The organism is Veillonella sp. CHU594 (assembly GCF_003992265.1).
GTDB lineage: Bacteria > Bacillota > Negativicutes > Veillonellales > Veillonellaceae > F0422.
The window spans coordinates 175166-187919 of sequence record NZ_RQVB01000004.1 but is presented as its reverse complement, the minus strand read 5'-3'; the positions used below and the strand labels follow the sequence as shown (position 1 = coordinate 187919).

13 protein-coding genes are annotated in these 12754 nt (G+C 36.4%); 4 read left to right on the top strand and 9 right to left on the bottom strand.

What is annotated here, in order from left to right; translation table 11 throughout:
- Positions 1-150: 150 nt before the first annotated feature.
- From xerC to EO111_RS03955, 7 genes are all read right to left on the bottom strand, one after another.
- The gene (xerC, locus tag EO111_RS03985) at positions 151-1359 is read right to left on the bottom strand and encodes a tyrosine recombinase XerC (protein ID WP_126940849.1); all 1209 of its coding nucleotides are present in this window, start codon (positions 1357-1359) and stop codon (positions 151-153) included.
- 29 nt (positions 1360-1388) lie between these two features.
- Positions 1389-2072, bottom strand: a complete 684-nt coding sequence (locus tag EO111_RS03980; RefSeq protein WP_127010794.1) for a hypothetical protein — start codon at positions 2070-2072, stop codon at positions 1389-1391.
- A 66-nt stretch (positions 2073-2138) separates the two neighbouring features.
- Positions 2139-3068, bottom strand: a complete 930-nt coding sequence (locus EO111_RS03975; RefSeq protein WP_126940851.1) for a relaxase/mobilization nuclease domain-containing protein — start codon at positions 3066-3068, stop codon at positions 2139-2141.
- Positions 3017-3352, bottom strand: a complete 336-nt coding sequence (locus tag EO111_RS03970; protein ID WP_127010793.1) for a hypothetical protein — start codon at positions 3350-3352, stop codon at positions 3017-3019. The genes EO111_RS03975 and EO111_RS03970 overlap by 52 nt, the downstream gene beginning before the upstream one ends.
- Positions 3353-3468: 116 nt before the next feature.
- Positions 3469-3672: a hypothetical protein gene (locus EO111_RS03965; RefSeq protein ID WP_127010792.1), complete on the bottom strand. Its 204-nt coding sequence runs from the start codon at positions 3670-3672 to the stop codon at positions 3469-3471.
- Positions 3653-4645 carry a toprim domain-containing protein gene (locus EO111_RS03960; RefSeq protein WP_127010791.1) on the bottom strand — a complete coding sequence of 331 codons (993 nt, stop codon included), beginning with the start codon at positions 4643-4645 and terminating at the stop codon, positions 3653-3655. Before EO111_RS03960 ends, EO111_RS03965 begins: the two co-directional genes overlap by 20 nt.
- Before the next feature lie 300 nt (positions 4646-4945).
- A complete protein-coding gene (locus tag EO111_RS03955; RefSeq protein WP_126940855.1) occupies positions 4946-5137 on the bottom strand; it encodes a helix-turn-helix domain-containing protein in 192 nt (63 codons plus the stop codon).
- Positions 5138-5326: 189 nt separating this feature from the next.
- Between EO111_RS03955 and EO111_RS03950 the strand changes: the two genes are divergently transcribed.
- Both EO111_RS03950 and EO111_RS03945 read left to right on the top strand, forming a co-directional pair.
- Positions 5327-6250, top strand: a complete 924-nt coding sequence (locus EO111_RS03950; RefSeq protein WP_126940856.1) for a helix-turn-helix domain-containing protein — start codon at positions 5327-5329, stop codon at positions 6248-6250.
- A 47-nt stretch (positions 6251-6297) separates the two neighbouring features.
- The gene (locus EO111_RS03945; protein WP_126940857.1) at positions 6298-6888 is read left to right on the top strand and encodes a hypothetical protein; all 591 of its coding nucleotides are present in this window, start codon (positions 6298-6300) and stop codon (positions 6886-6888) included.
- A gap of 365 nt (positions 6889-7253) precedes the next feature.
- Here EO111_RS03945 and EO111_RS03940 read toward each other — a convergent pair whose 3' ends face one another.
- Both EO111_RS03940 and EO111_RS03935 read right to left on the bottom strand, forming a co-directional pair.
- Positions 7254-7715 (bottom strand): low molecular weight protein-tyrosine-phosphatase, encoded by a 462-nt coding sequence (locus EO111_RS03940; protein WP_009353146.1) that lies wholly within the window; start codon positions 7713-7715, stop codon positions 7254-7256.
- A gap of 67 nt (positions 7716-7782) precedes the next feature.
- Positions 7783-10029, bottom strand: a complete 2247-nt coding sequence (locus EO111_RS03935; protein ID WP_127010790.1) for an autotransporter outer membrane beta-barrel domain-containing protein — start codon at positions 10027-10029, stop codon at positions 7783-7785.
- 558 nt (positions 10030-10587) lie between these two features.
- Here EO111_RS03935 and aroF point away from each other — a divergent pair.
- Both aroF and aroB read left to right on the top strand, forming a co-directional pair.
- Positions 10588-11595 carry a 3-deoxy-7-phosphoheptulonate synthase gene (gene aroF, locus EO111_RS03930; protein WP_127010789.1) on the top strand — a complete coding sequence of 336 codons (1008 nt, stop codon included), beginning with the start codon at positions 10588-10590 and terminating at the stop codon, positions 11593-11595.
- A 9-nt stretch (positions 11596-11604) separates the two neighbouring features.
- Positions 11605-12660: a 3-dehydroquinate synthase gene (gene aroB, locus EO111_RS03925; protein ID WP_127010788.1), complete on the top strand. Its 1056-nt coding sequence runs from the start codon at positions 11605-11607 to the stop codon at positions 12658-12660.
- Positions 12661-12754: the final 94 nt, after the last annotated feature.

The window sequence follows — 12754 nt, the reverse complement described above, 5'->3', positions numbered from 1 at the left end:
AGATAACTCATAATCTCATTATATTAAACACCCTAGATAAAATCAAGGTTTCTAATACGTTAGAGAGCTTATCTAGGGTGTTTTTAAATTCGTTCTTCTTTATGTAAATTTCTTAAAGAGTACATATTTCTGATCTACGTTCATAGACTGTTAGATGTCTTTAGAGTTATCCATCATAGTATCAAGCGCCTGAACTGCACTTCCTTGGTTAGCTAATGTCAAATGTGAATACGTATCTAGTGTCATATCTATACTTGCGTGTCCTAATCGTTCTTGGACTACTTTTGGATTAATGCCAGATAAAAGTAACAATGTGGCATGTGTATGCCTCAAGTCATGAAAACGAATATGTCTTACAATCTGTGCCTTTTTTATTAGTCGTTGGAATTTTCTAGAGCTATAATGTCGTTTGTTATAACCATCACCAAACAAACCACCTATAATCCATCCATAATCTTGGTAAAGATTACCTAGTATCTTTTTATATTCTTGCTGTAATCTTTTATGTTCCAATAATGCTTCTAGTAATGCACTTCCGATTTGTACTTTTCTGCCTTTTCCTGTTTTAGGGCTTGTAACCGCTTGCCCTTTCACATCAGATTTAGAACGTTGAACCGATAAAAATGATGTAGAAACACTTAAATCACTCCACTTCAAAGCCATAATCTCACCCAATCGCATTCCTGTAAATACAGCAATCATAACACCTATGTAAAGATCCTGTGCAGACATGGTTTCTCCGATATTCCCTTTTTCTTTCGCCACTTCTACATCGTTCAATGCAAGCTCTAATACTGCCTTTACCTCTGTCTCAGATAAAGGATAAATTTCCTTTTTTTCAACTTTGGGTGGTAGAGTTAGTTTGACTGGATTTTTATTGGTTAGCCCTAAACGTATAGCCATATCAAAGCATGAAGATAAATATCTACGTTGATTCCTCACAGTGAGTGTCGATAATCCTTGTCCCTGTTGTCCACCATTAAACAACTGTTGTTGAAAAAACTGCTGTAGTGCAATTGGTTCTATTTTGCTAAGCCTAATCCCTGAAAAAGCATTACAGACAGGCGTTAGACAGCTCGTATACTTTTCTAGTGTTGATGGTCTTACAGTGTTTCTCATATACAAGTTTAACCATGTATAAATCCATTCATCAAGAGGTGGATTTATATCCTCACCTTTATTAGTATCTTCATAAAAGTCCAACCATTCACGTGCTTTTTTCTTTGCCTGAGATGCTTTCGGTGCATAAAATGATTTCCTACATGTCTTACCATCTTTATTTTTGTAGGAAACTCTATATTGATACCGATCACTATCTTCTAAATACCGAAGTGATCCTTCGCCATTTCCTTTTGCCATATTATCATTCCTATTATTTACAAAAATAGTTATTTTTTATTTCTTTCCTGATGAGACTTAACAGATTCAACATAAGTAATCTGATCATTGGCATCAAACCAATATTTGCTTTCACCTTTGTAAACACTATGAATTAAGCCCACTTGCTCATTAAGATTTTCTAATTTTGCTGTCATTTTATAATTGTAATAAATCTGAAATGAAAGCATTCCCAAAAGGATACATAAAATAATTTTCTTCCCTAATGACCAAAACTCAAGCGCCTCTTCACCTTTATAAATCGTAGCTTGAACCTCTTTAATACTTTTATCTAGTCGTTCACACAGCCCTTGTCCATATCTCCTACCAAGTTCCTCAGCATTATTAAAAAGGCGTTTAACCTCATACATTATTTGTCCTTCAACTTTATCAGGTATGTCAGATACCGATTCTCCTAATGTACTAATATTTTTATCTACGCTTTGTCTCCACTTCTGTTCAGCACTAGCGTCTGCCTCTAGCCTTTTATTAATTTTATTAACGTCAGTATCAACTTCATGAATATGACTAGCAGCATTTTTTATTCTACCGTCAATATCCCATAATACTTTATATAAATTGAAAGCATCATCCATGTTATTGTTGATACTTTTAGGCATTTTCACTTCATCTACATTCTGTGCCATAGGCGCAGGAGTTTCAACTGGTTTATTCTCTTCACGTTTTTCTTCCATTTGATACTTCCTAGTATATTTTCTTTCATTGCTAGGTTTTTGGTCGATATTATTTATATTCATAATTTACCTCATCATTCCTTTTGTTTTATTGCGTTTAAATCTACTATGAGGAACCTCCCTATCAACATTTATTTGCTTATCTTCTCTTGGCATTCCTCTATATTCATCTAGTAGTGCATTGTTACGATCTCTATTTTTAAAAAAAATCTTTTCCATACTTTCTTTCGATTCTAAATCCGATAGCGTGAAAGTTTTTGCTAAATTACTACCACGAGCTTTCTTTTTAGAATCATTTATATATGAAAATGTCACATGTTTTCTAGTATCTTCCCAACTACATTGAATCCCCCTCTCATTACATCCCGTGATAAAATCGTCCCTCCCTGTAGATTCATGTAACGTCTCAAGAATATCTTTTGCTATTTCTAACTTCCACGATTCTCCTCGCTCTATCAGTTTATACTCTGCAATATTATGTGTAACTACACGTCCTTCTTCTTGAATATGCTCTCCAACTGGTAACACCTGATCAAGGCCTAATTCTTTGCATCTGTTTTGTACTTTTTCCATAATTTCATGCATTCCTTTCCGACCAGCAATCTGCATTTTCTTTCCATCTTCCAGATTTACTGAATTGATTACCATGTGCACATGCAAATGGTCAGTATCATCATGCATACCTAACCACACCTGATAATTAGGAAATGTATTTTTAGCAATATCAACTGCTTTTAAAAATAGCTCTTCTTCCGTATACCTTTGCTCCTCATTCTCTGAAAAAGATAGCACCATATGATGTGCTTCACGTCCATTATGTTTCTGAAATGTCTCTCTTACACATTTAAAATCTTGTATGGCATCTTTATAATATGGACTACATTCAATGCCCTCTGAAAAAACAATTCTTGGCTTAGTGCTTTTCTTTTCAAATTGTACATATTTTATAGATCCCGCTGCGCTATGGGAACCTTTGCCTGCGCTAATAACTGCCATAAGGTTTCTAACTCCTGTTTGTAGGAATCACTCAATATAGGATTAGAATAATTATGTTCAATCATCCAATGACGGATCGTATTATAATGCCTTTGTAAACCTAACAAAGGTTTCAAAAGTGCTTGCGTATCCATTTCATTGATTGTAATTTTACTCTCTAATACCGACTTAATTACATAGGCTGATATTGTCATTCCTGCTCTATAGGCTAGTTCATTGATGATGTACCATTCATCTTCTGTCAGCCTAATATTTAGTCGGTAATTTTTTCTTTGTTTATCCATAGTTAGTTTGCTTCAAGGGGTGCAGGGTTCTCCCGCCCGTCGGAGACGAACCATCCTACTTTACTTACAATGTGGCAGCTTTGTACGTACAAGTAGTATGGTTCGTACCGTAGAAGCTACTCCTCCCATCGTTTCATAGTTTCGTATAACAACGATTCCAATTCTTGAATCGTTGTTATACCATAACGTTCCTCAAGATAAGCACCGATTTTGCTTCTACGGGCTTGGATTCGCTCCTTCTCCATAGAGAGGAGGGAATCCAATTCTTCTTTCCGTTTCTGAATCCTTTCCTGTAATTCTTCATCCGTTAGTCTCTTCATCACTACCTCCGTATAACTCTTTTAATCCACCCAAACAGTCCTCTAAAATAAAGCGATGATTTACTAAATAATCATTAATATCTTTACAAGATATATCAATAGGCTGTACCATACAGTCCCATAAGTTAATGGGCTTTCTCCACCCAATTGTTACGCAGGTATCAATTAAATCCTGCTTCCATTTTTGACCAGCATCATCCAGATCAACGGCTATGATAACATCTAAATCTGTAGTTGCTACTATCCCTTCATAAACGTTTATTAAATTCACAATAGAGCCCAATGAAATCACATTAGGGTATCCAGCTTCTATAATAGATAAAGCATCTATTTCACCTTCTGTAAGAATAATAGGAAACTTTCTATTCATATTATGTGATCTGAAGTAGTCTCGTAATCCTAAAGATTTAATATAGCGGTATGAACTATGCTGTAAATATCTTTGAACATATCCTTCTTTTCCAAATGGAATCACAAGAGCCTTCTTCCCTTCATCATATGTCAATCCATATTCTAAAATAGTTTTTTCTGTTATACCTCGTTCCTTCCAAAACGGAATCCCAGTCATCTGATTGCACTTTGAAAGATATTCTTCCACTTCGTCTACAGTTAATTTTTGTTTACTTTTATTTGCTTCCTTTTCTCTCTCCTCTTCAGTAGTAATATTTTCACCCAATACTTCACATAGTCGATAGTATTGTTCTTTTAATCCCTTCACACCTTCTAATGCAGCTACTAAATCATAAACATCAAATGAAGCTCCACAAGAAAAACATTTAGCTTTTCTAACTCCAGTATTTGGATCATTGTTAAGCCAATACGATTTCAATGATGGGCGTTTTTCATCATGTAGTACACAAAAATATGTATTCTTTTCACGTAATGCTCTACCTTTAATTCTCATATAATCATCAAGATATTTTTTCATTTCTTTAATTTTGCTTGGATGCACTGTTCCATTATTATTTTTCATTCTATAGCTCCTTACCTAATACCTTGTACTTGTACCTGTACTCCTACCTATACCCTTTCCTCTACCGGTCATATAAACCGGTACCTATACCGGTGGGTCAAACTAAGAAAGTAATTAAAAAAGGGTACACCTATCCCATGGACTTTGGCATACCCTAAAAAAGGTATGCAAGAAATTTCTCCTTGCATACCTACATAGCTAGCATATATAATGAATTATGCAAGGAGTTATTATTGTCGGGCAGACAATTATTTCTTGTTAAGCCTATTTCAGCGCCAACTGAAATGGGCTCTTTTTTTATTATAAGGCATACATGGCCTCCATTTTATGAGCATCAATTAAGATCCTACGACCTACTTTAATCGTTGGTAATTGTCCCTCACGTGCTAACCGATATAAGGCAGCTTCTGTAATACGTCCACAGAAAAACTTTTCAGCAGCTTCAGCTACTGTGATATACAAGTTTTCCGTAGAATAATCTGTTTTCTTCATAAAACCATCCTTTCTGTAAAATACATTTAAGTGATATAATATAATAGAATATTTTATTATTAAGACAATATATCTAACAAAGACATTGATCATCAATATGTCGATATTATTCCTTTATAGTAGGAAAGTTAAATTAAATTGTCTAAGACAATTATATACGATATTAAAAATTATTTCAAGAGGAATACAATGAGAGATACAAAATTTTCTATAAACCTGAAAAAATTACGGAAAGACTACAATCTAACTCAAGTAGAGTTAGGTAAAATACTTAACTTAACAAAATCACAAATCTCATTCTATGAAAAAGGTGCCTCCTATCCTAGAATTGATTTAGTGACGAGACTTGCCCAATATTTTAATGTTCCATTAACACAGTTAATCGAATCTTCAGTTCGTGATTACTTTTATTTTAGAGAGGTTGTCACTGGTGAAGAAGTACATATAGAAAACATTCCAACTACTAGTGGTACAGAAAACTTTTTAGGTATTGCTGGACTTATTAAAAACCCTATTTTTCTAAAAAATAAGAAAATAGCAGTAAATAGTAATGAACATCGTGAGTATTCCAACTTTATGTTACTTATTCCTGAAAAAAATAGCGAATTAACAACATTCTTTTACAAACATTTAAATGATTTGCCCATTCAATCTTTAGAAGATATATATAACTATAACACTTGGTGTTTTCCTAAAAATACTGACCAATATTACGATGGTTATCCTTTGTTATATCAATTATTGAAATCTAGCCATAAAGGCGCATGGCTTAACGCCCCTATCGCTAAACCAGCTACTGATCATAATATTCTAGCTTTGGTACTACCAGAGTGTGATGAAATCATTCGTTTATATATCTTGCCTGAAAAAAAAGGCTGTAAGCTGCATGCAGTTCGTAATCCAGATTTACAAAAAGAAATCGAAGAATGGCTTCAAAAAGATCCCAAGGAGCGAAAAAAAATAGGTTGTAGTTATTGTTTAAGTACTAACGATGAAGAAACTGCGTTTGAGGATATGATTGACGATAATTGTACAAACACTGATGAGTACGATTCTAAGTATAATCTAAAACGCTTCCTAAAAAATCGCGGCATTGAAATGGATGAGGATTAATTTTTTACTCAACATTGTTTTTAATATCCTGAAATGAGGTATGTATCATGAACACTCTAAAATCCCCTGTAAAACGTTTTTCAGTAGCCTGTATGGCATTATGTATCACACTACTCTCTTATGCGCAAATTGATGCCTTTGATGCAGTTAAAGAGGCAAAAGCTATTAGCTCTAATCCTGAAAATATCTATACCATGTATGTTGGTATGCCAAAAAGCGAATTAGAACAAAACTTTTCCAATATTAAAGGTTGGGAAATTATGAATGAACCTGAAATTTTTAATATTCAAAGAGAATATTCAGGCTGGGATACTATAAAGGCCGGTTCAACTTTGACTCAAATGGCATTTGTTACATATGATAAAACTCATCATGTTAATGAAGTAACTAGTAGATTTAATGTAGATAGTCTCCGCTACGCAACGGAAATCTACGATACCATGTATAAAACATTAGAAACTAAATATGGAATGCCAGAAAGTTCCCTCTATCAAGCTGCAAACACAAAATCTGCCTCATGGGTATATGGAAATCATGAATACTATTTAAGTTTAGGTACCGTTTTTCATTACAATCATAAAGTCAACTACTATTCAGTGGATTTAATAGTTCATCCTTATAGATCGTTTAAGAATTAATATTTTTTCTTGTAAAATGAGCCCAATTTTAATTCAAAACTACATCAAAAATTATATATCGAAGGATAAGAACCTACTGTAGATTCACTCCATTCAATGGTGCACGCCTAGTAATTATGCGATTTTTATATCTTAATTAACTCTATTAAGACAATAAAAAACGTTTCTAAAACTCCGGAACCGGGTGCGCAGGTTCGATTCCTGCTAGGCGCACCATTGATATAACTGGATTCTCACCGTTGTTGAGAGTCCATTTTTTGCATTTGAGCCCAATTTTGAGCCCAATTTAAGTTTTCATAAAAGTACCACCCCCATGTTATATCTACTTCAGATAACACTGGGGGCTTATTACATTATACTTTTACTTATAATAATTGTTCTTTGATCAACTCTAATAGGGCATCACAGCTACGACTTATATCGTCATAGGTTTCGTCAAAATTTCCCGTATACCAAGGGTCTTTTACATCTCGACTTTCTCCAACAAACATCATAGCCTTATACACCTTATGGTCAACGTCATCATCAATAATGAGGCGCAAGTTTCTTGCATTATTTTCATCCATGATGATGAGGTAATCAAAGTTACGGTAATCATCCATCGTTACTTGGCGGGCCTTGCGACGAGTATAAGGAATATCCATTTCATCTAATTTTTGTTTAGTTCCATAATGGGTATCATTTCCTATCTCCTCACGAGATGTAGCTGCGGACTCAATATAAATAGAATCAGTTAAACCCGCCTTGTTAACGATATGCTTCATATAAAACTCTGCCATCGTAGAGCGACAAATGTTACCGTGACAGATGAATAAGACTTTTACCATACTATCCTCCTTAAATACTAATAGTCCTTACAGCATACGCTATAAGGACTATTAGTACAAGATTTAATTAGAAGTTATACCGTACTCCCGCATCAATACGCCATGTAGTGTCTATAGTAGCACCAAAGTTTTTAGTGAATGTACCATATACATATGTACTTGGACGAACGCTCCAGGAGCCTCCAATTTCAGCATCAAGCCATGTATCTTTCAAATCAAGTTCTGTATGTACTGTTGGATTACCTGGCGCGGAATATGTCGTATTGACCTTACTAGAGAATTCATGAGCCAATGCGAGTTTTGCAAAGATGTTGGATGTTTCTGTTTCTCTACCAATGCCAAGGCCCAATCGACCTACAGCAGAGTTAACAGCGTCAGCTTTCACATGCATAGAGCCACCATTAACAACATTAGCATCATAGGATACGCCGTTCAAACGGCCTACAACAAATTCTACACTAGGATCCATGTAGAAACCATTTTGTTGTTTAATACGTTTACCGTATTCAGCACTTAAAGAGGTACCAAATGTGTGATACTCCCCATTCAATTGATGTCCCCCTAGTGAATGAAGTTTGTAAGTATTGGATAAGCGGTTTCCACGAGCGATGATATCTAAGTAACGTCCATCATCATGTTGTTTTGTACCATATAACCCAATACCAACGGTTTTGCTGTCTCCGTTGCCAACGGCATAGGAGTTACTAGACGTACTGTAATCTAGAGCGCCACCAAAAGTCCAACCATTGGATACCTTATGATCATAACCAACTTGTACACCATTATATGTCATATGAGCATCGGCATCATTTGTCATTTTAGATTTGCCACCAATGTATTTAGCCCATACACCTTGGTTCGTATTAGTCAAACGAAGGTCCCCTAAACGACGTTGTAAATCGTTCGTAGTATTATGCCAAGCTATCGCTGTAGATGTGAGAGCAGATTTCGCACCACTTACCAAGGAAGATTCACTAGCATGTGTTACCGTCGCGGTATCAGCAACAACAAGATTACCTTGTGCATCAAATGCATTTGTACCAAGTTCCGTCATAGCAGCCGGTCTTGTAATACCTTCATTAACTTGAACAGCAGCAGCTAGTTTCTTATCATTCCCAGTATATTGCAATTTAGTGGCTAACGATTTCATTTCTGCACGATAACTTGCATCATCAGTCAAATTCTTAGCACTATCACCTTGTACAGTGATATGACTATAATCAGCAGCATGTTGGATAATAATTTGGCCATTGCCAGCTTCACTCGCTGGCACACCTGTTTTATAATCAGCATCTACAAAACCACTATAGTTTTGAATCGTAATAGGACGAGCATCAATAGGGTGAATTATACCTGCTGCAATTGGATTTGCACCACCTACAAGATTACGAACTTTACTTCCTTTATATAAGTATGCTGCATCATCTCCTGATGGACGTGGTTTTCTTGGTGTAGGTCGTTCCTTACCAATCCATTCATTATTCCAAGTAGCGCCATTTTGTAAATATATATCGGCACCAGAATTATGCGGATTTTTATTACTTTCAGCATATTCATTTAACACAGCGCCAGTAAGATTAGAGCTAGAGGTTGTAAAAGCTAGTCCTATATTTGTTGGCGCTTCATTATGATTTGGATCACGACCATAATCTTTATTAATTAATCCTACATTACCAACAGCTACTAAATCCTTCGTACCTGGGTGTTTACCATCGACACCTGCATTAACATATACATCGCCCTCTTCTGCCACAACAGAATAGGTATCTGACGTTTTGAGAGGATACGTTATAATACGACCACCGCCATCAACAATAATATGACCTCGTTGATTCGCTTGCAATCCTACCCCCACAGCATCAATATCTACATTACCTTTCACACGAATATTGGTATCACCATAATCTCTCTCAGGATTATCCTTACTAAGACGTGGCACCTTACCGCCATAACCAGCATATACAGCACTCATATAATAATGCCCCAATTCTTTTTTATCTGCTGGTGCATCATTTTTTAAGCGTACAATAAGATCTTTATCTATAGTCAATTGAGATCCAAACCCATTATAAATCCCTGTTACATTTTTACTTTTACCGTTCTCCATCAAGCTTTTACCATGTACATTCACGGACAAAGTATCTTCTATATGTTTAACCACAGGCTCCGTTTGAACTGGAGAACCCATCGTTAAACCAGTTAATTCTTCTGCTTTATCACTGGATACAGTAATCTCTGTCGCCATTGCAGAATAAGACATTCCTGTTACTACTAATGCAGCCATTACAGCTGATACATGACGTGTAATTTTCATAAAAGCCTCCATAATCAATAATAGGTATCAATAAACTACCGTCATTATACATTGTTATTTGTACTTCGTACATACTTATATACCTATAATTATGCTATTATGCATACTTTATATATTAAAGCATTATTATACCAATTAGTTATAATTGATAAAATTATCATATGTCTTTTATGCAGATATTATAGGAATATTTAATTCTCACTGCTGTTGATAATCCTTTTTTGCATTTGAGCCTAATTTTGAGCCCAATTTGAATTTTTTCTTGCCAAACTTAAATGAATGGAGTATACTAAACGCAATTATTGAAAGAAAGGAGTCACTACAATGATGAAGCAAACCAATTTAGCTACAACAAATGCAAATACATTTTTTTGGTTCTTTATCCAAACTACGGGTAAAGAACTATTTGAGCTACGCTAATTTAGGTATCATCACTGAGTGGCTTTAAATAGTGGTAAGGGCTACCCGTACTAGGTATAGGCGGGTAGCCCTTTTTATATATCTTCCTATACCACCACTCACAAATACCTATACATATTAAGATTTTAGGAGGACCTTATGATTATTCGATTACACACTACAGCAACAGAAGCACAAATTACAGAACTACGTCAACAGTTAGAAGCCACTGGCGTTTCATTACATCCAGTACATGGAGAACAACAAGATATCATCGGTTTGATCGGCGATACATCCCGTGTCGATTTACGCACCATTGAATCCCTTCCATACGTTGAAAAGGTTATGCGTATCCAAGAGCCTTTCAAAAAGGCAAATCGTAAATTCCATCCTCAAGATACGGTGGTTACTGTAGGAAATGCAAAAATCGGTGGAGGTCACTTTGCTATCATCGCAGGCCCTTGCTCTGTAGAAACACCAGAACAAGTCATCGAAGTAGCAAAGGCTGTGAAAGCAGCTGGTGCTGGCATTCTTCGTGGTGGCGCTTTCAAACCTCGTACTTCTCCATACTCTTTCCAAGGCATGGGCCCAAGTGGTTTAGCCTTATTAGAAGAAGCTAAAAAAGAAACTGGTCTACCTATTGTGTCAGAAGTCATGGATATTTCTCAATTAGAATATTTCGACAATGTAGATATGTTGCAAATCGGTGCCCGCAATATGCAAAACTTCAACCTTTTAAAAGAAGTCGGCAAATTAAGAAAACCAATTTTATTAAAACGTGGGCTATGTGCTACCTACGAAGAATGGTTAATGGCTGCGGAATACATCATGAGCGAAGGTAACGAACAAATCGTTCTTTGCGAACGTGGTATTCGTACATTCGAAACACGCACTCGTAATACTTTAGATGTCACTGCTATTCCGATGATGCACGAGTTATCCCACTTGCCAATCATTATGGACCCAAGCCATGCGGCTGGTATGAGCCGTGTGGTTCCCTCCTTGTCCTTAGCCTCCGTTGGTGGCGGTGCTGATGGTTTAATGATTGAAGTTCACAACAATCCAGAAAAAGCATTATGCGATGGTCCTCAATCCTTACGCCCAGAGCAATTCGCTACTTTGGCAAACCAAGTGTTCACACTTCGTGACGCATTAGGTCATAAATAGGTCACTCCTATGGATACAATTCATATTCAGGCATCCACTTCTTACGATGTGATTATCGAGCGGAATAGCTTGCCTCGCATTGGTAAGTACTTACACGCTATCAAGCCTCCTTGTTCCGTCATGATTGTTACTGATGATAATGTGGGCCCCCTCTATGCTTCCACTGTTTCAGATTCCCTACAACAGGCAGGTTACACCGTTCATACCTATATGTTTCCTCATGGTGAAAGTGAAAAGAACGGCTATCGTCTCATAGATCTAGTAGAAACATTAGGAAATGCAAAATTGACTCGGAAAGACCTCATTATTGCTTTAGGTGGTGGCGTCGTCGGAGACCTAGCTGGATTTGCTGCTGCCACCTACTTACGGGGTATCAATTATGTACAAGTACCTACGTCACTGTTGGCTGCTGTCGATTCCTCCGTAGGCGGTAAAACAGCTGTTAACCTAGAGTGTGGTAAAAATTTATGGGGTGCTTTTAAACAACCTATCCTCGTTCTCTGTGATCCAGAAACACTTTCTACCTTACCTAAAGAGGAATGGATTAATGGATGTGGGGAAATCATCAAATATGGTTTCTTAGACCATCCAGAGTTACTAGATCAACTTCGAGAACGACCGATCTTACAACATCCAGAAGATGTAGATACTATCATCACTCAATGTGTACGTATCAAAGCCCATGTGGTGGAAGTAGATGAAAAGGAAAGCGGCCTTCGTACGACATTGAACTTAGGTCATACCTTTGGACATGGTATCGAGCACGGTAGTGCTTTCGCTATCCCGCACGGCAATTCCGTTGCTTTGGGACTCCTCATCATGGCAAAAGGTGCAGTAGCCAACGAAGAGCTAGATCCTACCATTGTTTCTAGTATTGAACAGTTGCTAATAGCCCATGAATTACCCACCACAACGACGATATCAAAAGATGTAATCTTAGAAGAAGCTAGTCACGATAAAAAAGCCTCTGGCTCTTCCATTACCATCGTAGTTCCTACAGGGTATGGCACGTCGGTGCTAAAAAAAGTTACCTTCTCTGAATTGGCTACCTACTGTAGAATATAACTACCATTTCTATTCTGTATATCTATTACGTATAACAATATTATTTACATGTAAACTAAACAGATTCTATATTTACCTTTTATCAGTATCCTTA

Bases quoted from the DNA above. Each gene is read 5' to 3' on its own strand.
- xerC (WP_126940849.1), bottom strand. From the start codon at position 1,359: ATGGCAAAAGGAAATGGCGAAGGATCACTTCGGTATTTAGAAGATAGT.
- EO111_RS03980 (WP_127010794.1), bottom strand. From the start codon at position 2,072: ATGGAAGAAAAACGTGAAGAGAATAAACCAGTTGAAACTCCTGCGCCT.
- EO111_RS03975 (WP_126940851.1), bottom strand. From the start codon at position 3,068: ATGGCAGTTATTAGCGCAGGCAAAGGTTCCCATAGCGCAGCGGGATCT.
- EO111_RS03970 (WP_127010793.1), bottom strand. From the start codon at position 3,352: ATGGATAAACAAAGAAAAAATTACCGACTAAATATTAGGCTGACAGAA.
- EO111_RS03965 (WP_127010792.1), bottom strand. From the start codon at position 3,672: ATGAAGAGACTAACGGATGAAGAATTACAGGAAAGGATTCAGAAACGG.
- EO111_RS03960 (WP_127010791.1), bottom strand. From the start codon at position 4,645: ATGAAAAATAATAATGGAACAGTGCATCCAAGCAAAATTAAAGAAATG.
- EO111_RS03955 (WP_126940855.1), bottom strand. From the start codon at position 5,137: ATGAAGAAAACAGATTATTCTACGGAAAACTTGTATATCACAGTAGCT.
- EO111_RS03950 (WP_126940856.1), top strand. From the start codon at position 5,327: ATGAGAGATACAAAATTTTCTATAAACCTGAAAAAATTACGGAAAGAC.
- EO111_RS03945 (WP_126940857.1), top strand. From the start codon at position 6,298: ATGAACACTCTAAAATCCCCTGTAAAACGTTTTTCAGTAGCCTGTATG.
- EO111_RS03940 (WP_009353146.1), bottom strand. From the start codon at position 7,715: ATGGTAAAAGTCTTATTCATCTGTCACGGTAACATTTGTCGCTCTACG.
- EO111_RS03935 (WP_127010790.1), bottom strand. From the start codon at position 10,029: ATGAAAATTACACGTCATGTATCAGCTGTAATGGCTGCATTAGTAGTA.
- aroF (WP_127010789.1), top strand. From the start codon at position 10,588: ATGATTATTCGATTACACACTACAGCAACAGAAGCACAAATTACAGAA.
- aroB (WP_127010788.1), top strand. From the start codon at position 11,605: ATGGATACAATTCATATTCAGGCATCCACTTCTTACGATGTGATTATC.